Annotated in this window: 21 protein-coding genes; 11 read left to right on the top strand and 10 right to left on the bottom strand. The window is 69.3% G+C overall.

Translation table 11 applies throughout. From position 1 onward, the window contains the following. Positions 1-142 precede the first annotated feature (142 nt). A complete protein-coding gene (locus INT51_RS14805) occupies positions 143-1,042 on the top strand; it encodes a helix-turn-helix transcriptional regulator (RefSeq protein WP_193106093.1) in 900 nt (299 codons plus the stop codon). Between the two features lie 45 nt (positions 1,043-1,087). Here INT51_RS14805 and INT51_RS14800 read toward each other — a convergent pair whose 3' ends face one another. From INT51_RS14800 to INT51_RS14785, 4 genes are all read right to left on the bottom strand, one after another. Next, on the bottom strand, positions 1,088-3,583 hold the full coding sequence (locus INT51_RS14800; protein WP_193106092.1) for a PEP/pyruvate-binding domain-containing protein: 2,496 nt from the start codon (positions 3,581-3,583) through the stop codon (positions 1,088-1,090). Beyond that, complete coding sequence (locus tag INT51_RS14795; protein WP_193106091.1) at positions 3,561-4,010, bottom strand: MarR family winged helix-turn-helix transcriptional regulator; 450 nt, start codon at positions 4,008-4,010, stop codon at positions 3,561-3,563. The genes INT51_RS14800 and INT51_RS14795 overlap by 23 nt, the downstream gene beginning before the upstream one ends. A gap of 223 nt (positions 4,011-4,233) precedes the next feature. Further along, entirely contained in the window at positions 4,234-4,551 is a 318-nt protein-coding gene (locus tag INT51_RS14790) for a hypothetical protein (RefSeq protein WP_193106090.1), read from the bottom strand. 271 nt (positions 4,552-4,822) lie between these two features. Then, a complete protein-coding gene (locus INT51_RS14785; protein ID WP_193106089.1) occupies positions 4,823-5,437 on the bottom strand; it encodes a TetR/AcrR family transcriptional regulator in 615 nt (204 codons plus the stop codon). A gap of 219 nt (positions 5,438-5,656) precedes the next feature. Here INT51_RS14785 and INT51_RS14780 point away from each other — a divergent pair, with 219 nt between their 5' ends. The 5 genes from INT51_RS14780 (at position 5,657) to INT51_RS14760 (ending at position 10,647) form a co-directional block, all read left to right on the top strand. Next, on the top strand, positions 5,657-6,526 hold the full coding sequence (locus tag INT51_RS14780) for an alpha/beta hydrolase (protein WP_193106088.1): 870 nt from the start codon (positions 5,657-5,659) through the stop codon (positions 6,524-6,526). Between the two features lie 387 nt (positions 6,527-6,913). Then, positions 6,914-7,552 (top strand): ABC transporter permease, encoded by a 639-nt coding sequence (locus INT51_RS14775; RefSeq protein WP_193106153.1) that lies wholly within the window; start codon positions 6,914-6,916, stop codon positions 7,550-7,552. Next, positions 7,549-8,814 carry an ABC transporter ATP-binding protein gene (locus INT51_RS14770; RefSeq protein WP_304502207.1) on the top strand — a complete coding sequence of 422 codons (1,266 nt, stop codon included), beginning with the start codon at positions 7,549-7,551 and terminating at the stop codon, positions 8,812-8,814. Before INT51_RS14775 ends, INT51_RS14770 begins: the two co-directional genes overlap by 4 nt. Beyond that, positions 8,807-9,589: an ABC transporter permease gene (locus INT51_RS14765; protein ID WP_193106087.1), complete on the top strand. Its 783-nt coding sequence runs from the start codon at positions 8,807-8,809 to the stop codon at positions 9,587-9,589. Before INT51_RS14770 ends, INT51_RS14765 begins: the two co-directional genes overlap by 8 nt. 35 nt (positions 9,590-9,624) lie before the next feature. After that, positions 9,625-10,647 carry a glycine betaine ABC transporter substrate-binding protein gene (locus INT51_RS14760; RefSeq protein WP_193106086.1) on the top strand — a complete coding sequence of 341 codons (1,023 nt, stop codon included), beginning with the start codon at positions 9,625-9,627 and terminating at the stop codon, positions 10,645-10,647. A 51-nt stretch (positions 10,648-10,698) separates the two neighbouring features. Here INT51_RS14760 and INT51_RS14755 read toward each other — a convergent pair whose 3' ends face one another. Next, positions 10,699-10,980, bottom strand: coding sequence for a DUF2277 domain-containing protein (locus INT51_RS14755; protein WP_193106085.1), 282 nt, complete (start codon positions 10,978-10,980; stop codon positions 10,699-10,701). Positions 10,981-11,166: 186 nt separating this feature from the next. On the opposite strand from INT51_RS14755, the gene INT51_RS14750 reads away from it, so the two are divergent. Beyond that, the gene (locus tag INT51_RS14750) at positions 11,167-11,640 is read left to right on the top strand and encodes a CvpA family protein (RefSeq protein WP_193106084.1); all 474 of its coding nucleotides are present in this window, start codon (positions 11,167-11,169) and stop codon (positions 11,638-11,640) included. A gap of 150 nt (positions 11,641-11,790) precedes the next feature. On the opposite strand, the gene INT51_RS14745 is transcribed toward INT51_RS14750, so the two are convergent. The 5 genes from INT51_RS14745 to INT51_RS14725 all read right to left on the bottom strand — a co-directional run bounded on the left by INT51_RS14745 (position 11,791) and on the right by INT51_RS14725 (position 16,550). Continuing rightward, the gene (locus INT51_RS14745) at positions 11,791-13,062 is read right to left on the bottom strand and encodes a TRAP transporter large permease (protein WP_193106083.1); all 1,272 of its coding nucleotides are present in this window, start codon (positions 13,060-13,062) and stop codon (positions 11,791-11,793) included. Then, positions 13,055-13,738, bottom strand: coding sequence for a TRAP transporter small permease (locus INT51_RS14740; RefSeq protein ID WP_193106082.1), 684 nt, complete (start codon positions 13,736-13,738; stop codon positions 13,055-13,057). The genes INT51_RS14745 and INT51_RS14740 overlap by 8 nt, the downstream gene beginning before the upstream one ends. After that, the gene (locus INT51_RS14735) at positions 13,735-14,784 is read right to left on the bottom strand and encodes a TRAP transporter substrate-binding protein (RefSeq protein ID WP_193106081.1); all 1,050 of its coding nucleotides are present in this window, start codon (positions 14,782-14,784) and stop codon (positions 13,735-13,737) included. Before INT51_RS14735 ends, INT51_RS14740 begins: the two co-directional genes overlap by 4 nt. A gap of 162 nt (positions 14,785-14,946) precedes the next feature. Further along, positions 14,947-15,777 carry a sugar phosphate isomerase/epimerase gene (locus tag INT51_RS14730; RefSeq protein ID WP_193106080.1) on the bottom strand — a complete coding sequence of 277 codons (831 nt, stop codon included), beginning with the start codon at positions 15,775-15,777 and terminating at the stop codon, positions 14,947-14,949. After that, positions 15,774-16,550 carry an SDR family NAD(P)-dependent oxidoreductase gene (locus tag INT51_RS14725; protein WP_193106079.1) on the bottom strand — a complete coding sequence of 259 codons (777 nt, stop codon included), beginning with the start codon at positions 16,548-16,550 and terminating at the stop codon, positions 15,774-15,776. Before INT51_RS14725 ends, INT51_RS14730 begins: the two co-directional genes overlap by 4 nt. Positions 16,551-16,965: 415 nt before the next feature. Between INT51_RS14725 and INT51_RS14720 the strand changes: the two genes are divergently transcribed. From INT51_RS14720 to INT51_RS14705, 4 genes are all read left to right on the top strand, one after another. Then, entirely contained in the window at positions 16,966-17,709 is a 744-nt protein-coding gene (locus INT51_RS14720) for a FadR/GntR family transcriptional regulator (RefSeq protein WP_193106078.1), read from the top strand. Then, positions 17,706-18,590, top strand: coding sequence for a transketolase (locus tag INT51_RS14715; RefSeq protein ID WP_193106077.1), 885 nt, complete (start codon positions 17,706-17,708; stop codon positions 18,588-18,590). Before INT51_RS14720 ends, INT51_RS14715 begins: the two co-directional genes overlap by 4 nt. Further along, positions 18,587-19,579, top strand: coding sequence for a transketolase family protein (locus INT51_RS14710; protein WP_193106076.1), 993 nt, complete (start codon positions 18,587-18,589; stop codon positions 19,577-19,579). Before INT51_RS14715 ends, INT51_RS14710 begins: the two co-directional genes overlap by 4 nt. Positions 19,580-19,799: 220 nt before the next feature. After that, entirely contained in the window at positions 19,800-21,065 is a 1,266-nt protein-coding gene (locus INT51_RS14705; protein ID WP_370540814.1) for an MFS transporter, read from the top strand. The last annotated feature ends 81 nt before the right edge of the window (positions 21,066-21,146 follow it).

The raw sequence follows: 21,146 nt of genomic DNA, 5'->3' as shown, positions 1-21,146 counted from the left end.
CTCCTGGGTTTCGTCGGGCCGACCGAGGCCCCGGCCGACAGGAACCAGGCTTCTCGTCACTGCCCGGTCGGACCAGGCCGCACCCTGCCTGGGTGCGACAGGGCCAGGCGGCAGGGATCCGACCTGCATAGGCTGTGCTGACATGAGCCTTGGAGAGTATCTGCGCAGCGTCAGGTCACGCCTGGATCCGGTGATACTCGGCCTGCCCAGCACGGGCGCGCGCCGGGTGCCGGGGCTTCGCCGCGAGGAGGTCGCGGTGCTGACGGGATTGAGCGCGGACTACTACACGCGCCTGGAGCAGCGACGCGAGAAGAACCCCTCGGCGCAGGTCATCGAGGCCCTCGCCCGGGGTCTGGATCTGCGCGGGGACGAGCGGGACCATCTCTTCCGCCAGGCCGGGTTCCAGGAGCCGGTCAGCGCAGCCCGTGAGAACGTGCGCCCGGAGTTGGCGCGCCTGCTCGGACGGTGGCAGGACCAGGCCGCGTTCGTGATCACCGGGACCCTGGATGTGCTCGCCCCGAATGCCCTCGCCCGAGCGCTGTTCGACGGTTTCGCAGCGCAGGACAACCTCGCACGGATGCTGTTCCTGGACCCGGCCGCCCGATCCTTCTACGCCGACTGGGACCGCGCCGCCGAGAGCGTCGTGGCGACCCTGCGGCACAACTCGACCCGCCTGCCCGCGTTCGCGATGGACCCCTTCGTGCAGAACATGTCCGAGGCCAGCGAGGAGTTCCGAGCACTGTGGCTGCAGCAGCGGGTGCAGGGCAAGACACACGAGACGAAGCGATTCCGACACCGGCAGGTGGGGGACCTGGCGCTGGGCTACCAGGCGTTGGACGTGCCGGACTCGGCATGCTGGCAGGTCATCCTCTACGACGCCGAGCCGGGTACCGCCTCGGCCGAGGCCTTCGCGTTGTTGCGCGCCTCTGCCCAGTTGCGCGTAGAGGGCCAGTGGCACGGAGCGACCGCCCCCCTCGACCAGAAGCCGGATGCCGGCTCCCCGATCAGAGCAGAGGATTCCGGTGCCGCCGCTCGTGACTGATGCCGTGGTCTCAGCGGTCTCGAGAGCCAGGGCGGACAGACCGCCCTACGCGCCGTCTCCTGGCCGCACCGCACTGCGCGGCTCGCTGGAGTCCCCTTCCGGGCGATCGGCAGCCTCCGCCCCCTCGTCCGCAATCGTCACCAGCCCGCTCGCGCCGTCGATCGTGATCAGCTGCCCGGTGCGGATCTGCGTCGTCGCGTCCCGCACGCAGATCACGGCCGGGATGCCGTACTCGCGGGCGACGGTCGGCCCGTGGGCCATGGCCGCACCGGTCTCCGTGACCAGCCCCGCCGCGGTGAGGAACAGCGGGGTCCAGCCGGGATCGGTGGTGGGGGCGACCAGGATCTCGCCCGGGTCGATGCGCGCCCCGCGGGGGTCTCTGATCACTCGGGCCCGGCCCGTCGCTGTTCCCGGGGCGGCGCCGGTGCCCCGGAGCCCGTCAGCATGCTCGGGCACCGGGAGGGTGGCCTCGACGTCGGTGCCGTCGGACAGGAGCACGACGGGCACGTGCCGGCGCCGCATCTCCCGATCGTGGGTGGCGCGTCGCTGCGTGGCCAGCTCCCGCAGGTCGGCGCCGTCGCGCGCGGCGGATCGCGCCTCCTCCAGGTCAAGGAACATGATGTCCTCCGCCTCGTCGAGCTGCCCCTGCTCGACGAGGATCGCCCCGGCGGCGAGCAGCTCCCGCCGTACCTGCTTCAGCGCGAACAGCCAGAGGTACTTGGGGAACTCGCGCAGTCCGATGAGCTGCCGAGCCCGGCGCAGCAGGAAGCTGACCAGCGGTGCGATCGGGGCCCGCTGGTCCCGCGCCCGCTGCACCAGCTCCTCGATCGTGGCTTCGGCCTCCTCGGCGGCGCGCCGGAAGCGCGCATCGGGCGCCTGCTCCTCGTCGGTCAGGCGCAGGTAGTTGGCGATCGCGTCGAAGACCGGCGAGGGGTCCTCCCCCCAGCGGGGCACGCCCACGTCGATCTCGGCGGCGGCCCGGTGACCATAGACGGCGAGGAACTGCTCCAGGCCGATATCGGGCAGGGTGCCGTCGCGGAACTTCGTGACCAGCTGCGGGACCGGGGTTCCGATGAGCAGTTCGCGATGGTCCGTCGCTTCCGCCGCGATCCGCCACAGCGCCAGGTTCATCTCGGTGGTGACGTTGTACGGGGCGCCGCGGACCACCCCGGAGACCTCGCTGTCCGTGGCCAGTCCCTTCAGCAGCCAGGCCGCGCCGCTCTGGCAGCCCATCGCGGCCCACAGCGGATGCAGGCTCTCCATCATCGGTGCGCCCAGCACGGCCAGGTGCACGCGCTCGGCGAGGTCGAGGTGCCCGATCACCGTCGCGCGGTGTGCGGGACCCTCGCAGATCTCCCGCACCGTGTCGGCGGAGGCGAGGATCCGCCGGCTCTCGGCGTCGGGCCGTCGCAGGGCGGCGACGACTCCGCGCGCGACCGACGGTGCGGTGTGCGCCACGATCCGCGCGACCGTGCCCAGTGGGATCCGCATCCGCTGAGGGGTCAGCCTCGGGTCCTGGACGACCTTCTCCAGGGCGGGGACGACTCGGGGCCCATACGCAGCCATCATCTCGGGCATTCGCCTGCGAGTGCTCGGGTTGCGGAGGAAGGGGGTCAGTTCGAGGAACATGCGGCCGCCGAGGAAGCGGATCGGGGAGGATTTGTCCACAGTCCCGGCTCCGAACATCTCGAGCCATTGCCGGCCCACCTGCACCAGCACCGAGGAACCCATCGGAGTCATGGGCCGCAGCATGCCCTGCATGTGCCCTGCCTCCATGTAGACCCGCAGCTCGCCGTCCTCGACCTCGGGGACGGGGAACAGGCTGGTGACGGCACGGGACTGCAGCAGCCAGAGAGTGCCGTCGGCGTCGAGAGCCCATTCGATGTCCTGCGGTGCCCCGAGGTGCTCCTGGATCCGACGACCGACGCTGCGCAGCTCGGCGAGCTCGGCGCGGTCCAGGCAGCCCCGTGGGTGCTGCGGTATCTGCTCCCCCAGCACGTAGTGGTCGGCCTCGACGGTGCCGTCGACGACGGCGGTCCCCAGCCCGGGAGCGGCGTCGATGACCATCTCGCCGCGGGCGCCGGTGATCGGGTTCGCGGTGAACAGGACACCTGCGGCCCGCGGCTCGATCATGGTCTGGACCACGACGGCCATCCGTGACCCGGTCACGCCGTTGGCCGCGCGGTAGGCGATGGCCCGCTCGGTGTCGAGCGACGCCCAGCAGGCCTCGATCGCGGCGAGCAGATCCTCCAGGCCCGTCACGTCCAGGATCGTGTCCTGCTGGCCGGCGAAGCTGGCCCACGGGAGGTCCTCCGCGGTGGCGCTGGAACGGACCGCGACGGGCACGTCGTCTCCGAGGTCGGCGTAGGCCGCCGCGATCTCCTCGCGCGGGATGCTGCCCGCGTCGTAGGCCTCCGTGGTGAGGCAGAACCCTGCGGGGACGCGTTCTCCGGCTGCGATCAGCGCGCCCAGCCCGGCGGCCTTGCCCCCGATCCGGTCGATCGCCCCCGGGTCGAGCTCAGTCAGTGGGATCACGGTCATCGCGTACTCTCCTCGCTGCTTTCGCCAGCAGCTCCATCGCCTCCATCACGGTGGAGCGCTCTTCGTCATCCAGATGGTCGAGCAGATCGCAGGTCGCGGCCGCGCGGAGCTCCCGCATCCGGCCGATGAGTGCGCTCCCCTCGTCGCTGAGCCGAAGCCGTCGCGAGCGTCGATCGTTCTCGTCCTCCCGTCGAACCACGAGGTCCCGTCGCACCAGCCGTTCGATGATCCGGCTGGTCCGGGACACGGAGCGGTCGATGAGCGCCGACACCTGCTTGATGGTGGGTTCCTCGCGGCGGTCGACGACCTGGAGCACCAGGACCTCCAGCAGCGTCAGCCCGTCATCCTCGTGCATGCGCACCACGCTCGGCATCAGATCGCGCTGCATCGCGCCGAGCAGCTCCGCGAGCCGCTGACGATTATTCATGTGCCACCTCGCACTGTTTGCGTCTACGCACATAAGACACCCGGGGGCGATCAGGAGTCAAGGAGGTGCGCGGGATAACGGGGCTCGACGTCACCCGGCCCGAACCGCGCAGCCGGGCCACGCGCTGGCCACGGCTCTCCGACGGCGACACCTCTCGAGCGATGCACCCGAGCAGCCGCGCCTGCTCCACGGCCGGCGTGATCGTGACGCGGCAGATCGGGGGTCAGCCCCCCACGGGCCCGCCCCGCTGGGCGAGCTTCTCCTTGACCCCGCGCAGCGCGCGCCCGACGCCTGTAGCGGTGTCCTCCTCCTCGGGGGTCTCCACGAAGTCGACGATGGACCGCATGGTCGCCAGGTCGATGCTGGGCATGCCCTCCTCGAGCAGAGTCCCGATCCGTGTGCCGACCAGAACCTCCAGGTTCTCGGCCGCCGCGGCGCCACGGGTTTCGCGGGCGGTCTCGAGCCGTTGCTGGAGGAGAGCTTCGGCGACGGCGGAGGCAGGGAAGGGCTCGGGGTGACCGGCGACGGTGATGTGTTCCAAGGTGGCGTCCCAACAAGTCGAGGATCAACGCGCGAAGCGATCGAGCGCGCGGGTGCCGGGCGGCTGCGGCCGGCACCTCAGCACAGTACCGGGATCCTCGGGCGCCGCAGAAGATGTTCCACGCTCGTCACGCACTTGACCGCCGCCTCCCACCGGGGCCAGGCCCCCTCTACCCTGCTTCACCCTTGATGCTGGCGGCTCAAGGGGGCACGGCCGTGCTCGCCACGGGCTGAGACCTGATGGCCAGGAATCACAAGCGTCGTGACTCGCATCAGCTGGAGCGCGCCTCCTCACCGGCCACCCCGGCGGACGATTGCGTGGACGTCCGCTGGGAGGCCGCCAGCGACCCGATGAAGCGCTCCGCCGCGGCGTCGATCTCGGTATCAGGGTTCAGCAGCCTCTGCAGCAGCAGGCCCCGCAGGCAGGAGACGGCGATCAGACTCTGCTGCCTCGCGTCCGTCGGCGTGAATCCGTCGCGGAGAGCTGCCTCCTCGAGGAGGCGTGCCAGCTCGTCGACATCGGCGACGAACTCCTGGAACGCGTCGGGCTCATAGACCGCGAGTCCGACCAGATGGTGAAAGGCACGGGTTCGATCTTCGTGCGCAGGGTCCGAGTAGAAGCTCCAGATCGTCCTGCACAGGGGGACGAACCCGATCTCGGGGTCGGCCGCGGCGAGGACAAGGTTGTCGCGGCGGCGTGCTTCCGACAGGACAGCAGCCATGAGGCCTGCCCGTGATCCGAAGTGATAGGTCAGCAGCGTGTGATGCACATCGAGCCGCTCGGCGACCTGGCGCATCGAGAGGTTCGCGCCGGGGCCGTTCTCGCCGAACTCCTCGAACATCGCGTGCAGCAAGCGTTCCCGCCCTTCCCCGATCGGCGATCTCATGACACCTCCCGTTGACGGACTCACCACTGTTGAGTAGGTTATCGCACATCGAACTCACCACTGTTGAGGATGGCGTCTTGCGGCCCTGGACAGTGGTGCCCACCAGGCCGACATCACCGGCTGGCAGCACGCCCCGCTCCAGGCCCCGATGGTTCTCGGTGATCCGGAGCCCGCAACACCTGCGGTCATGATCGGCTGCACGACGAAAGGAGACGCTCGATGAACGAGATGCTGCACGGCTGCTTGCCGGACACGGAGTACTTCGAGACCACCGCGCAGTCGGGACACCGTTACGGCGTCTGGGTGACCACACCACCCGGGTACGCGGATTCCACAGACCCGCTGCCGCTGATCTACGTGGTCGACGGGAACTGGAGCGTCGGCCTCACCGCGCCACTCATCGTCACCCAGGCCGACCCGTACCTCACGATTGCGCCGTACATCCAAGTCAGCATCGGCTACGCCGGCGAGGAGGCCGCGGCCTGGGCGCAGCTCCGCAACCGCGATCTGGTGCCGCCGGGCGAGCCTGTCAGCGACGAGATGGTGGCCGTCGTCAACTCGGCTCGCGACACGGGCGCGATGACCCAGGAGGACGCGGAGGCGTACCTCGCGAACCTGGCGGACACTCGCGCCGACATCTTCCTCGACTTCCTGACCGCCGAGCTCCACCCTCGGCTGCGATCGCAGTTTCGTGTCAGCGAGTCCGGGCACGGCCTCTTCGGCTACTCCTACGGAGGTCTTTTCGCCCTCTATGCCTGGCTGCGAGCGGCAGCCCCGTTCGCGACCTTCGGTGCGGGCACCCCGGGCATCGCGAGCCCGGACAGCCAGATCTTCCCCCTGATCGACGCTCTCCCGAACAATGAGCAGGACCGAGCCGATCAGCGATTGCACATCACGCTCAACGAAGCCGAGCTCCTCGGTGATATCCCGATCTATCGAGAAATAGCCCGCAACGTGCTCTCAGCCGTGGAGAAGCTCCGCGGCACGGGACGATCGCAGGATCTCTCTCGCTCGATGCTGCACGAGACGCACCTCACCGGCCTGCAGGCCTCGTTCCTGAGCTACCTGAGGACGTGCCACGTGCGCTAGGTGCATGCGGCCACGACGTCGTCGACGTGTTCGTGGACACGGAGTGCTGGGAGCAGATCAGCGCACGAAAGACTCGATCGATCATCGGTGTCATGGTGATCCGGGTGCTGATCGCATCATCCGCCCGTCCGTTACCCCATCGTGACCGGGGTCTGCGACTCCACCTCAAGTCCAGCCCCTGACCTCCCCCAACGCGCCTCGAGACGACCGTCGTCCCGGTCGGCCCAGAGCCCCGCACCACCCCGATACGGCGCTCCCCGCTTGCCCTCCCACGTCCAGCCGCCTAGCGTCGACCACTACCAGGAGCTCGAGAGAAGAACCGGGAATGCTCCGCGAGCGAATATCCGGTCCGCATCCGAGACAACATCTGAGGCGATTGACGTGAACATCGGCGAATTTGTCCGCTCACGATCCAGTGAGATCCTCTTCGCCTCCCTCCAGCACTTCAGCCTCGTCGCCCAGTCGGTGGCAATCGCCACCCTGATCGCGATCGTCCTCGCCGCGCTGGTGCACCGCAGCGAGACCGGGCGAGGCATCGCCAACGCGGTGAGCGCCGTCGGTCTGACGATCCCTTCCTTCGCCCTCATCGGCCTCATGGTCGCGCCCTTCGGCTTCGGCGTCGCTCCCGCCGTCGTCGTCGTGGTCTTCTTCGCGACGCTGCCGATCCTGCGCAACGCGGTCGTCGGCCTCTCGAACGTGGACTCCGCACTGGTGGAATCGGCCCGCGGCCTCGGTATGAGCCGCCTGGGCATCTTCCTGCGCGTCGAGCTGCCGCTGGCCTGGCCCGTGATCCTCAGCGGCGTACGGATCTCCGCACAGATGGTCATGGGCGTCGCGGCCGTCGCCGCGTACGTCCTCGGCCCGGGCCTGGGCGGATTCATCTTCCAAGGCCTCTCCCGCCTCGGCGGCGCCGGCGCGATCGAATCCGTCATCACCGGCACCGTCGGCGTCGTGCTCCTCGCGCTGATCCTCGACCTCATCCTCCTCGGCATCGGCCGACTCACGACCTCGAAGGGCATCCGGTGACTGACATCGACCACGCCACCTCACCCGAGGACCATGCGATCTCCGGGCGCTCCATCCGCCTGGACAACGTCACCAAGCGGTACCCGGGCCAGAAGCGCCCAGCCGTCGACGGCGTCAACCTCGAGATACCCGAGGGCCAGGTGGTCATGCTCGTGGGCCCGTCCGGCTGCGGCAAGACCACCACCTTGAAGATGATCAACCGGCTCATCGAGCCCAGCGAAGGTCGCATCATGCTCGGCGACGAGGACGTCACCTCGATCGACGGGGACGAGCTGCGCCGCCGCATCGGCTACGTCATCCAGGCCGGCGGCCTCTTCCCGCACATGAGCGTCGCGCAGAACATCGCGATCGTGCCCAAGATGCTCAGCTGGGACAAGGACCGCATCGCCACCCGCATCGACGAGCTGCTGGACCTCGTCGGGCTCGACCCCGAGGTGTACAAGAACCGCTACCCCAAGGAACTCTCCGGTGGCCAGCAGCAGCGCGTGGGCGTGGCCAGGGCACTTGCCGCCGACCCGCCCGTGCTGCTCATGGACGAACCGTTCGGCGCGGTGGATCCGATCACCCGGCAGCGCCTGCAGGACGAGCTCATCAGCATCCAGCACGAGGTGCGCAAGACGATGGTCATCGTCACCCATGACTTCGACGAGGCCGTCAAGCTCGGCGACTGGATCGTCGTCTTCCGCGAGGGCGCGCAGATCGTCCAGTACGACACCCCCGAGCGCATCCTCGCCGAGCCCGCCGACGAGTTCGTCGAGAACTTCATCGGCTCCGGAGCGGCGCTCAAGCAGCTCGCCCTGCGCCGGGTGCGCGAGGTCGAGGTCACCGATGCGGTGGTCACCTCCGCCGGTGGGGACCCGGCCGACGCGCTGCGCCGCGCGAAGGAGGTCGGGCACGACCACGTCGTCGTCACCGACTCCCGGGGCCGCCCCATCGCCTGGCCCTCCCGCCGAGCCCTGTCCCGCATGCAGCAGCTGCCGACGGAGGTCGACCCGTCGATCCCCCTGGTCGGCTCCGGCGCGACCCTCAACGACGCACTGGACACCATGCTCGTCTCGAGCGCAGGCGCCACTCTCGTCACCGGTCGCGGCGGCGTGCTCGAAGGCGTCGTGGACGTGGAGACCGTGATGGACGCGATCCGGGCGGCCCGCGAATCCGCCTCCGAACGCTCGAGCGACGCCCCCGTCGGCACCAACACCGGCACCTTCGACGCCGTCACCACCGACAGCGGCGAGATCGCGGGGACGATACCCGATGCCTGAGGAGACCACCACGATCAGCACCTCCGGGGCCTCCGCGGCCGCGGCGGAGACGCTTCGCGGCTGGAAGGCGCTCGGCGTGCAGATCGCCGTGCTGCTCGCGATCCTCGGCGGCTTCGTGATCTGGCTCCTCGTCGCCCCGCTGACAGAAGCCGAGCGGAACACGCTGAACCCCACCTCGCTCCTGAACCTCACCGGCCAGCACCTCGCGCTGACGTTCGTCGCCACGGTGCTCGTGCTCCTGATCGCGATCCCGCTCGGAGTCCTGCTGACCCGGCGACCGCTGCGGATCGTGGCCGAGCCCGTCCTCGGGATCGCGAACTTCGGCCAGTCGGCTCCCGCCATCGGTCTCATCGTGCTGCTGGCAGCACTGATCCCGAACGGCTTCCGCGCCTCGATCATCGCGCTGGTGGCGTACGCCGTGCTGCCGGTGCTGCGCAACACGATGATCGGCATCCGCGGCGTCGACCAACGACTCGTCGAGGCCGGCCGCGGCATGGGCATGACGGCGGCCTCCGTGCTCTGGCGCGTGGAGCTTCCGCTCGCCGTGCCCGTCATGCTCTCCGGAGTGCGCACCGCCCTGGTGCTCCTGGTGGGCACCGCCTCCCTCGCCGCCTTCGTCAACGGCGGCGGCCTGGGCCTGCTCATCACCACCGGCGTCAACCTCTACCTCTTCACCGTCCTGATCGCCGGCGCCCTGCTGATCGCCCTCCTCGCGCTGATCGTCGACTGGCTCGGACGCGTCGTCGAGCACGTCGCCCGACCGAAGGGACTGTGACCATGCCCGGCACCCGCCCCGACAGACCGTCCACCATGACCCGCGTCCCCGGTTTCCCCGGCGTCGGAGGCCGCCTCGGGCGCCGGCAGTTCGGGGCGCTCGCCGGCCTCGCCCTGCTCCCCCTGGCCGGTTGTGGCCTGCGCCCGGCCACCGCCTACACCCCCGACGTCGCCCCAGGATCCATCACGCCCATCGAGGGGCTGCCGTCCGGCGCGAGCATCACCGTGACCGGGAAGAACTTCACCGAGCAGCTGATCCTCGGGAAGATCGGGGTCATCGCCGCGAGCGCCGCGGGCTTCGACGTCATCGACCTCACCAACGTGCCCGGCAGCGTCCCGGCACGCGAGCTCATGACCTCCGGCGAGGCGGACATGAGCTGGGAGTACACGGGCACGGCATGGCTGACCTACATGGGCCAGACCGAGGGCATCCCGGACCAGACGGAGCAGTGGGAAGCCGTGCGCGACGAAGACGCCACGGCCGGGCTGACCTGGCTCGAGCCAGCGCCGCTGAACAACACCTACGCCCTCGCGGTGCGCTCGGAGGCCGTCGAGGAGCTCGGCGGGATCTCGACGCTCAGCGAGCTCGCGGACCTGCCCGTCGAGGACCGCACGATCTGCGTCGAGGCCGAGTTCAACTCCCGAGCCGACGGTCTGATCCCTCTGCTCGAGACGTACGGCATCCCGCGCGACGATCCTCAGGGCGTCCCCGTGGACAACATCAGCATCTACGACACCGGCGCCGTCTACACCGCGACCGATCGCGGCTCCTGCAACTTCGGCGAGGTCTTCACGACGGACGGCCGCATCGAGAGCCTCGACCTGACGGTGCTCGAGGATGACCTCGGCTATTTCCCGGCCTACAACGTGGCCGCCGTGCTCAACACGAGCACCCTCGAGACCTACCCGGAGCTCGCCGACGTCTACGACCAGGTGACCCCCACCCTCACCGACGACGCGCTGCGCTCGCTGAACCTGCGGGTCGACGAGGGCGGCGAGCTGCCGGCCGACGTCGCCTTCGAGTTCATGGTCGAGCAGGGATTCGTCACGGAGCCCTGACGGACCTCGGCCCGCAGGCTCCCCCGAGGGCACGCACCACCGGGAGCAGTCTCAGGACGCGGCAGTCTCCGGGAATCGCTTGGCGGTGCGGGCGCGCGCCTTCTCCCGTTCCACCTCACGGTCCTTCGGCGGCGCGGAGGTCACCAGTTCCGCCAGCAGATGCTCGGTGACGTGGGAGATCTCGGCGACGGCACGGTCGAAGGCTTCGGTGTTGGCCTGGGAAGGCTTGGTCATCCCGCTGACCTTGCGCACGTACTGCAGCGCAGCATCATGCACTTCCTGGGACGTGGCCTCCGGGGCGAAGTTATGGAGCGGCCTGATGTTCCTGCACATACCGCAAGGCTCGCACGAGGCGGCACCCGCGGCAATGCCTCCGTTCCCGCCCGGACGAAAGCCCTCCCTTGCGGAACCTGGTGCCACGTCGTCGAGGTGAACAGTGGGGCTCACGACCCATCCAGGTTCGCCATGGCAGGATGCCCCCACCCACGTGACCGGCAGACGCGAGAAGAAGGTGGCCCGATGGTCTGGATCGTCGACGCAGTGATCGTGCTGATCCTGCTGGGTACCCTCGCCTCCGGTCTGCGCTCGGGCTTCGCGGCCTCCCTCGGGGCGTTGCTCGGCCTCGCCGCCGGAGCGGCCGCTGCCATCTGGGCGATGCCCCACATCTCCGACGCGATCGATCCACCGTGGCGCAGCGTGGCCGTGATCGGTTCGTTCGTCCTGCTCCTTCTCATCGGCAGCGGTGTCGGCGGCAGGATCGGGCACATGGTGCGCCGCGGCGCCGATCGCCTCCACCTGGGAATCGTGGACCGCCTCCTCGGCGGAGTGCTCGGGCTGGTGATCGGCCTGGTCGTCGTCTTCCTGGCCGGGACCGTCCTCACCGGATCCGACGTCCCCGCCCTCACGCCGGCTGCGGACTCCTCCCGCGTGCTGCAGTTCGTGGACCGGGCGACTCCCGCGCTGCTGGACGGGGTGCTCGAACGCCTTCAGTGACGCGCTGACGGGATCCGGTTGCGTGCGCGAGCCCCGGGCAGATCCCTCACCCGGAGCTCAGGAGACAGCGGCAGTGCCCGACCTCTCCGCCTCCAGCGAGGACGGTCCCCTCGAGAGGGCCGTCCCCGCTGCGGATTCTGTGCCCGAGCGTCAGACGATGAACAGCAGTCCGGGCAGATACGCCACGAGGAACACCACCAGCAGTCCCAGCCCGTAGAACGGCAGCAGCGCCCGCGCCGTTTCCAGGATCGGGACCTTGCCGATCGAGGCCGAGATGAACAGCGTGGTCCCCACCGGCGGGGTGTACAGGCCCATCGCGAGGGTCACCACCATGATGATGCCGAAGTGGATCATGTCCATCCCGATCGCGTTCGCCACCGGCAGCATCACCGGGGTGAGCAGCAGGATCGCCGGCGAGATATCCAGGAACATGCCGACGACCAGCAGGATCAGGATCATGGCGAGGATGACCAGCCAGTCCGCCTGCAGCGTGGAGGTGAGAGTCTCCGCCAGTGCCTGCGGGGCCTCCTGGATGGTGAGCAGCCACGCCAGCGCGGAGGAGAACATGATCAGCAGCAGCACCACGGCACTCGAGGAGGCCGAGTTGACCAGTGCCTTCTTGAACTGTGCGACGTTCAGATCACGGTAGAGCAGCACTCGCACGCCGAGGGCGTACAGCACTGCCAGCACCGACACCTCGGTCACCGTGGCGATACCGGTGAACAGCACGATGCGGATCAGGATGATCGGGATCAGGATCGCGGGGGTTGCGAACAGCAGATCGATCAGCAGACGCTTCGCGGTGAACTTCGCCTTGACCCGTGGGAAACCGGCCTTCCAGGCCACCAGCCAGCAGCCCACCAGCAGCAGGGCCGCGCCGAGCAGGCCCGGGCCGATGCCGGCGGTGAACACCGCCGCCACCGAGGCACCGGAGGCCGAGGCGAACAGGATCATCGGGATCGAGGGCGGCAGGATCACGCCGAGCGAGGAGGCGGACGCATTGACAGCGGTGGCGTAGCCGCCGCTGTAGCCCAGCCGTTTCGTCCACGGGATGACCACCTTGCCGATGCCGGTGGCGTCGGCCACCGCGGAGCCGGAGATGCCGGCGAAGACCGCGTTGGTCAGCACGCTCGTCATGCCCACACCACCGCGCAGGCGGCCGACCACCCGAGTGGCCAGGCCGATCACCTGCGCGCCGAGCTTGCCGCTGAACAGCAGGTCCGCGGTGAGGATGAAGAAGGGGATGGCCAGGATGGAGTAGTCCCCCACCGGGCTGAACGACTGCTGCGCGAGCCCTTCCATGGGCAGCGAGCCCACGGCGAACAGGCCGACGACGGCGCCCGCGATGATCGCGAAGGCGACCGGGATGCCGAGCAGCAGCAGGATGATGAAGACGGCGACTGCGAGAAGAGCTTCAAGCACCGGGGTTCTCCTTCGGCGAGTCCTGCGTCGGGCCGTCGTGCTGGGCGGACGGAGCATCCGGGCCGCCCGGATGCGCGGCGCCGATGCCCTCTCCGGGCACCCCGTGACGGATGTAGTGGACGGTGCGGGCACCTGCTTGGAGAGCCATCACGGCGACCATCACGATGAAGGCGCTGAAGCTGCCCAGCTGGGGCCAGCCCATGATCGGGGTGGACTGGTCCGCCATCGGCGGGATCAGATACACCGCGAGGTAGGTGAGGTAGGCCAGCAGCAGGGTCGAGAACGCCCAGATCGCGATCTGCGCCCGTTCCTGGGCCTTACCCGTCAGCCTGCTGACCAGGACGTCGACCGCGATGTGGCCGCGGCTGCCCTGCGCCACGATGGCGCCGCCGGCGATCAGCCAGGGGAAGAGGTAGGTGGGACCCTCCGCCGCGATCGGCAGCGAGGAGTTCAGGAAGTAGCGCATGACCACCGCGACGGTCACCAGCACCACGATGATCACGGTGGCGATCATCGCGATCCAGCCACCGATCCGCGCGCAGACCGCGTTGATCGGCTCCTCGGGCGAGGCGTCGTCGCAATGCCCCTCGGAGGTGTCGAGGGACGCGAGGTCCTCTTCGGTGATGACGGCATCGCGCTGGATGCCCGAGGGCGGGACAGGGGAGGTTCGGCTCATGCTGCACGCTCCTCGTGCTCGGCGCGGGTGTCGTCGGCAGCGGCGGTGATCTCGTCGAAGAAGTCCGGATGCGCCTGCTGCCAGCGGTCGTACACCGGGGCGGTGGCCTCGCGGAACACCGTCCGATCGGGATGCGTGACCTCGAGGATCTCCTCGAACTCCGCGTAGATCTCCGTGCTCTGCTCGAGCATCAGGCTCCGCTGCTCCGCCAGCGCCTCCACCGAGGCCTCCTCGATGAGGGTGCGGATGTTCGTATCGAGGTTCTCCCAGCGGGAGGTGGACATGACGAAGGGGTTCATCTCGTACTTGTGGCCGGTCACCGCCAGGTGCGACTGCACCTCCTGCAGGGAGGAGCTGAAGATGTTGACCACCGGGTTCTCCTGACCGTCGACCGCTCCCTGGCGCAAGCCCAGGTACAGCTCGCCGAAGGCCATCGGGGTCGGGTTGGCGCCCAGCTCGCGGAAGATGTCGATGGTCATGGTGTCGTCGGGGGTACGGATCTTCAGCCCGGCGAGGTCCTCGGGGTTGTCGATCGGTCGCACCGAGTTGGTGATGTCGCGCATGCCGTTGTCCCAGAAGTCGAGCACGTGGAAGCCCTTCTCCTCGGCCCTGGTCGCGATGCTTTCCTGGATGCGGCCATCGAGCACCTGGTAAGCGTGCTCGGACGTCTCGAACAGGAAAGGAAGACCGACCAGAGCGGCCTCCGGCACGTACGAGGCGAAGGGTCCTTGCGAGTTGATCGACATGTCCAAGGTGCCGGCGGCGACGGAGACCATCATCTCCGTGTCGCTGCCCACCGATTCCTGACCGAGGATCTGGATCTCGACCTCGCCGCCGGACTTCTCGGAGACCAGTCGCTGGAAGGCCAGAGCTCCCTCGGACCGGGGATTCCCGGGGGCGGCGCCGTGGCCGAGGATGATGCGCACCGAGTCGGTGCGGCGGGGGCCGTCGCCTCCGGCGCAGGCACTGAGGCCGACGCCGGCGAGTCCGGCCAGGGCGGCGCCGCGCAGAAGATCGCGGCGGCCCGGGGATCGTGGAAGGGTCATGGGTTCCTCCTGGGGGCAGGGAGCGTCGTTGCAGTCCCTGGGGTCGCGGTGGGCCGGGCCGACGGAGCGTCGGAGCGGCGGGGAGGCATGCTCAGGGCCGTTGCGGTGGTCCGGCCACCGGGCGGCGGGGTCTGAGTGGACTGGGCCTCAGAGCATCGGGGCTCAGAGAGTCGGCTCGAGCAGTTCGGCGATCTCGATGCGACTGCGTCGCACGTCCTGCTCGCGGTCCTCCTCCGCCACGTCATGGGTCTCCAGTTCGAGGATGTAGGTGCCGGTGAAGCCCTGGTCCTCGAGGGTCCCCACCAGTGCCGGGAAGTCCACGTCGCCGGCGCCCAGGGAGAGGTTGAGGTCTCCGGGTACGGCGTCGCGCAGGTGGACACGCTCGATGCGGTCCCCGAGGTGGTGGGCCCAGGCCAGTGGGTCCTCGGCCGAGGCCACCACGTGGGAGACGTCGAAGAGCACGCCGAACTGCTCGGGAGCGCAGCGTGCCAGCAGCGCGTCGGCGTCGGCCACGGTGTGGACGTACCGGCGGTGGTGCAGCACCTCCACCAGCAGCCGCACCTGGTGCGTCGCGCAGAGTCGCGAGATCAGGCCGAGATTCTCGGCGATCCTGTCCAGGTCAGTCTCGTGGTCCAGGACCGGGGCGTGATCGGCGCGGCCGGCCGGCACGATGAGCGCTGCCCCGAGGGCTGCGGCGAGCCGCACCAGCGGCTCGATCACCGCCGTGAGCGACTGCGCGGACAGCTCCGGGTCGTTGAGGTCTCCCGGATCGGTGTTGACCGCTCCCGCTCGCAGGCCTGCCGCCTCGATCGCCCGGACGTAATCCGCTGGCTCCCCGTCGAACGGAACCGGCACGTGGTCGGTGACGTCCGGGATCGCACCCAGGTCGATCTCGCGCGCACCCGTCTCCGCGATCAGCCGCAGCGCCTCCGCCAGCGGGCGGTGCCGGAACGAGATCGTCGAGAGGCCGACGCGCGCGGTGGGAGTCGTCATGAGATGTACGCGCCGCCGTTGATGGCCTGGGTGGTGCCGGTGATGTAGCCGGCGTCCTCGCTCGAGAGCCACACCACGAGCGCGGCGATCTCGTCGGCCGTGGCCTGGCGGCCCATCGGGATCGAGGCCGACAGCGCCGCCTCCGACTCCTCGGTGGTGTTGCCGCGGATGTTGGTGTCGGCGGCGCCCGGGGAGACGGCGTTGACGGTGACGCCCTCCGGGGCCATCTCGCGGGCGAGCGATCGGGTCAGGCCCAGCACGCCTGCCTTCGCCGCGGAGTACGGGGTCTTGGAGAACACCCCGCCGCCCTGCTGCGCGGACACCGAGGACATGTTCACGATGCGGCCGTAGCCGCCCTCGAGCATGGCCGGCAGGAAGGCGCGGCAGGTGTAGAAGGAACCGGTCAGGTTCACGGCGATGACCTTGTCCCACAGTGCGTCGTCGACGTCCAGGAACGGGACCGGGGAGGGGATGCCGGCGATGTTCGCGAGCGCGCCGACGGGCGGAAGGTCCGAGTCCGCGATCTGCGCGGCGACCTCGTTGACCGCGGCGGAGTCGGTGACGTCGAGGGCGTACCCCTGGGCGGCGATACCGTGCTCGGCAGCGAGCTCGCCGGCGAGAGTGCGGGCGCCGTCTCCGTCGAGGTCGAGGATCGCCACGGCCCAGCCCTCGCGGGCATAGCGGGCGGCGGTGGCGCGACCGATGCTGCGGGGGCCGGCGCCGCCGGTGATGACTGCTGTTCTGGCCTGGCTGCCAGCGGGCTGTGTGTGCATCGGTGCACTTCCCTCACGTCGGTGTGGATGGGCGCTCGGCCCGGGTCGGATCGAGCAGACGCTATGAGCGATCGAATGGTCGGACAACTGCCGGCGGCCCCCGTGACCCAGGTCTCGACACAACAGTCCTGCTCAGGGACCCAAAAGTGCCGCTTTATTGGTCAGACCACTTCTCCCGGCGGGACCCGAGGTTCACCTCCCGGCCACCCGTGACAGAATGGTCGACCAATTCCTGTGGCTCGGCCTCCCCCTCTGACCTGCACTGATCTTCGTCGGCCGACGGCCGGTGAGGCGCACGGTGATTGCCCGCCCTGACGGCGCGTGCTTGCATCATCCCCACATCGACGGCGCCACCACCGGATTCCGGCCGATCACGCCACGCAGGCCCGCCACGACGCCGACCGAAGGAGGTCAGGTGGACGCTGAGACTCTCGAGTTCCTCGACAGCCTCGTCACCGAGGGCACCGCTGTCGAGGGCGGCATCCTGATACCCACCGAACGTCGGCTCGCCGAAGTCAGCGGCATGTCGCGGGCCCGGGTGCGGGAGCGGCTCTCCGGCCTGCAGATGCTCGGCATGCTCAAGAAGGTGCAGGGGCACGGCAACATCCTGGTCACCGCATCCTTCGACGGTGGCAGCGGCAATGTGTTCGAGTTGATGCTGCGGGCCGGCATGGTGACGATCTCCCAGCTCGCCGAGGCGCGGGAGATCCTCGAGGTCGCCATCGCACCACGGATGGTCGAACGGGTCACCGACAAGCAGATCCATGACCTCGAGGACCTCGTCTACGCGATGGTCGATGCCTCCTCCAATCGCGATTTCGTGGGCGGCCTGAAGGCCGATCATGCCTTCCACATCGCCCTGTTCGAGATCATCGGCAACCCGATCATGAGCTACATCGCGGGCGGCATGAACCACACCCTGCATGACCTGCTCCTGGAGCGACGGCGCGTGGTGATCAGCAAGGAGATCGCGGCCAACGGCGGCGAGGTGCCCGCCATGTTCGCGAGCGACTCCGTGCACTTCGAGATCACCCGCGCCCTGCGCTCGCGCCGCCGGGAGGCTGTCGCCGCTGCGATGGCCGAGCACTTCGACAGCTGGCGCCGCATCTCCCGCGCCCCGTCCCCGAAGACCGAGACCACCACCCGAGGAGAAGAATGACTGTGACGTCCACTCAGCCGCCGCTGGATCCGGAGCGGATCCTTCGCATCCGCGAGGCCGCCTACCGCATCCGCCAGTACGCGCTGATCCAGGCGGAGGTGCAGGGCCAGGGCTACATCGGCCAGGCCCTCGACATCGCCGACGTGCTGGCCGTGCTGTACGCCGACCAGCTGCACCTGGATCCGCTGGACCCCGAGAGCGAGGACCGCGATCGCTTCCAGCTGTCCATCGGCCACTACGCCCTCGCCCTCTACGCGGCGCTGACGGAGGCGAAGTTCTTCCCGGTCGAGGAGCTGCAGACCTACGCGAGCGACGACTCCCGCTTCCCGATGTCCTCGATGCGCACCTACACCCCGGGCGTCGAGATCTCGGGCGGTTCGCTCGGACACGGCCTCGGGATCGCGAACGGTGTGGCCATGGGCCTGAAGCGCAAGGGGTCCGACCGCTTCGTGTACAACCTGCTCTCCGACGGTGAGCTCGGCGAGGGGTCGACCTGGGAAGCCGCCGCTGTGGCCGCCCACCACGGCCTCGACAACCTCATCGCGATCGTCGACTTCAACGACCAGCAGGCCGACGGCAAGTCCACCCAGACGCTGTCGATGGAGCCGGTCACCGAGAAGTTCGAGTCCTTCGGGTGGTTTGCCCGCCGCTGCGACGGCCACGACGTGCCCGCACTGCTGGAGAACCTCATCGCGCTGCGCGAGACCGACGACCCGCGGCCCCGCGTGCTGATCGTCGACACCACGCTCGGCAAGGGCGTCGACTTCCTCGAGGAGCGGGAGAAGCTGCACTTCATGAAGGTCACCGAGGAGGAATGGGCGCAGGCCCACGAGAAGCTGTCCGAGAGCCACGAGGCGCTGAAGGAGACCACGGGACGATGAATCAGACACCCCCCACCCAGAACCTCCGCTCCGGGGCGATGAGCGCCGACCTCGCCAAGTCCGGTCAGCGCACCGTCTCCGCGCCGCTGGGCCACGCCCTGGTCGAGGCCGCACAGCAGGACGAACGGATCGTCGGCCTCTCGGCGGACCTCGCGAAGTACACCGACCTGCACATCTTCCGCGACGCGATGCCCGAGCGGTTCTACCAGATCGGGATGGCCGAGCAGGCTCTGGTCGGTGCAGCCACCGGTCTCGCGATGGAAGGCTATGTTCCGTTCGCCTCCACCTACTCGGTGTTCGCCACCCGTCGCGCCTACGACTTCCTGCTGCTCGACATCGCCGAGGCGAATCTCAACGTCAACCTGGTGTGCGCGCTGCCCGGTCTGACCACCGGGTACGGGCCCTCGCACGCGGCCACCGACGACCTCGCGATCCTGCGCGCCGTGCCGAACCTGACCATCGTGGACCCCTGCGACGCGATCGACATCCAGCAGGCCGTCCCGCAGCTCGCCGCGTCGGAGGGCCCCACCTACCTGCGCCTTCTGCGCGGCAAGGTGCCTGCTGTGCTCGACGAGTACGACTACACGTTCGAGCTCGGCAAGGCCAAGCTCCTGCGCGATGGCGCGGACGTCCTGGTCGTCTCCAGCGGCCTGATGACCGAACGGGTCCTGGATGCCGCCAAGGAGCTCGAGAAGGACGGCATCGGCGTGGCGGTGCTGCACTCCCCCACCATCAAGCCCTTCGATGAACAGGCCCTGCTCGCACAGCTCGGCAAGGGCCGCCTGGTCCTCACCGCGGAGAACCATTCCGTGGTGGGAGGCCTGTTCGACACCGTGGCCCGGACCGTTGCGAGCCACGGCCTGGGAGAGAAGATCACCCCGATCGCTCTGCCCGACGAGTTCCTCGAGGCCGGCGCCCTTCCCACGCTCAACGATCGCTACGGCGTGAGCACCGAGGCGATCGTGGAACGAGTGCGCGGACTGCTCTGACAGGCGGGTCCTGCTTGCCGGGTGAGCAGGGAGGTGCGGGGCATCCACCGGCCGGTGGGTGCCCCGTTCCAGGACGATCCCCCGCACGGCTCCCCTGATCAGGGATGCGGATCCGTCACCCCGCCCTGGCACCGCCGCTACCTCCGCCTATAGGATCGAGCGTTACTCACCGCTTCCAGCGTCGGCAGCGTTTCCCTGCCCAACCCGCGCTGGAGCTCCTGTGACCTCGCATCCCTCATCGTCGCCCGCCCCGCTGTCCCCCGGTCGTCTCCGGCTGGTCATCCTGGCCATGTCGCTGGGCGCTTTCGCGATCGGCACCACCGAGTTCGCCAGCATGGGGCTGCTGCCACAAATCGCGCAGTCCCTCGAGGTGAGCATCCCGCAGGCCGGCATGCTCATCACCCTGTACGCCCTGGGCGTGGTGATCGGCGCCCCGCTGGTGACGATCGCCGCCGTGAAGCTGCCACGCTCGCGCCTGCTGGTGCTGCTGATCGCCCTGATCGGTGTCGGGAACCTGCTCTCGGCGATGGCACCGGACTTCACGGTGCTGGCCTCGGCCCGCTTCCTCGCCGGTCTCCCCCACGGCGCCTACTTCGGGGTCGCCTCGCTGGTCGCCGCCCGGCTGTCGCCCGCTGGTCAGCGCGCCCGCTCCGTATCGCTCGTGATGCTGGGCCTGACGATCGCCACGATGCTCGGAGTCCCCGCCTCCACGGCGCTCGGCCAGAGCGTGGGCTGGCGCTGGGCGTACGTGATCGTCGTCGTCATCGCCGCGGCCAGCACGCTGGCGATCTGGCGCCTGGTGCCCGAACCCGAGGGCAACGGCGTCGCCGGATCGATCCGCGGGGAACTGCGAGCACTGCGACGCGTCCAGGTGTGGTTCGCCCTCGGCATCGGGTCCATCGGCTTCGGCGGCATGTTCGCCGTCTACAGCTATATCGGCGAGATCGTGCCAGGCGTGATGGGCCTCGGCGAGCGCGCGGTGCCTCTCGCACTGTTCGTGTTCGGCGTCGGCATGACCGTGGGCAACCTCCTGGCCGGCCGCCTCGCCGATCGCAGCGTCTACGGCACCATCTTCCTCGGGCTGATCGGCATGGGGCTCAGCCTCACCGTGTTCGCGCTCGTCGCCCATCAGGCCATCGCCGGAATGATCCTGCTGCTCGCCATCGCTGTGACCTCCCAGATGATGGGCCCCTCGCTGCAGCTGTTCCTGATGGACGCCTCCCCCGAGGCTCCTTCGCTGGCCGCCGCGCTGCACCATTCGGCGCTGAACATCGGCAACTCCCTGGGCGCCGCTCTCGGGGCGGGCGTGCTCGCCGCGGGATGGGGGCTGCTCGCGCCGGCCTGGACGGGCGTGGTGCTGGCCGTGCTCGGCCTCGGGATCGCGAGCTGGTCCTACCTCGTGCACCGCCGCCAGCGGGCGCGGGCCGACGCCCTCGCGTCAGAAGCGGCCGCAGCACAGGCATCCGAGGTTCCGGCAGCCTGCTGACCCGCGCACCTCCCGCGCTGCCCACCCCGAGGACTACCGTGGCAGGGCATGCGATCCCGCCCGGGCGAGGTCGCCCGAGAC

Source organism: Brachybacterium sp. FME24 (assembly GCF_014897705.1).
Classification (GTDB): domain Bacteria; phylum Actinomycetota; class Actinomycetes; order Actinomycetales; family Dermabacteraceae; genus Brachybacterium.
The sequence above is the reverse complement of the archived record's forward strand: the minus strand, read 5'-3'. Positions and strand labels throughout refer to the sequence as shown.

Coding starts and splice junctions, on each gene's coding strand:
- INT51_RS14795 (WP_193106091.1), bottom strand. CDS start 4,010: ATGAATAATCGTCAGCGGCTCGCGGAGCTGCTCGGCGCGATGCAGCGC.
- INT51_RS14805 (WP_193106093.1), top strand. CDS start 143: ATGAGCCTTGGAGAGTATCTGCGCAGCGTCAGGTCACGCCTGGATCCG.
- INT51_RS14730 (WP_193106080.1), bottom strand. CDS start 15,777: ATGACGACTCCCACCGCGCGCGTCGGCCTCTCGACGATCTCGTTCCGG.
- INT51_RS14725 (WP_193106079.1), bottom strand. CDS start 16,550: ATGCACACACAGCCCGCTGGCAGCCAGGCCAGAACAGCAGTCATCACC.
- INT51_RS14755 (WP_193106085.1), bottom strand. CDS start 10,980: ATGTGCAGGAACATCAGGCCGCTCCATAACTTCGCCCCGGAGGCCACG.
- INT51_RS14715 (WP_193106077.1), top strand. CDS start 17,706: ATGACTGTGACGTCCACTCAGCCGCCGCTGGATCCGGAGCGGATCCTT.
- INT51_RS14740 (WP_193106082.1), bottom strand. CDS start 13,738: ATGAGCCGAACCTCCCCTGTCCCGCCCTCGGGCATCCAGCGCGATGCC.
- INT51_RS14800 (WP_193106092.1), bottom strand. CDS start 3,583: ATGACCGTGATCCCACTGACTGAGCTCGACCCGGGGGCGATCGACCGG.
- INT51_RS14785 (WP_193106089.1), bottom strand. CDS start 5,437: ATGAGATCGCCGATCGGGGAAGGGCGGGAACGCTTGCTGCACGCGATG.
- INT51_RS14780 (WP_193106088.1), top strand. CDS start 5,657: ATGAACGAGATGCTGCACGGCTGCTTGCCGGACACGGAGTACTTCGAG.
- INT51_RS14710 (WP_193106076.1), top strand. CDS start 18,587: ATGAATCAGACACCCCCCACCCAGAACCTCCGCTCCGGGGCGATGAGC.
- INT51_RS14735 (WP_193106081.1), bottom strand. CDS start 14,784: ATGACCCTTCCACGATCCCCGGGCCGCCGCGATCTTCTGCGCGGCGCC.
- INT51_RS14765 (WP_193106087.1), top strand. CDS start 8,807: ATGCCTGAGGAGACCACCACGATCAGCACCTCCGGGGCCTCCGCGGCC.
- INT51_RS14760 (WP_193106086.1), top strand. CDS start 9,625: ATGACCCGCGTCCCCGGTTTCCCCGGCGTCGGAGGCCGCCTCGGGCGC.
- INT51_RS14750 (WP_193106084.1), top strand. CDS start 11,167: ATGGTCTGGATCGTCGACGCAGTGATCGTGCTGATCCTGCTGGGTACC.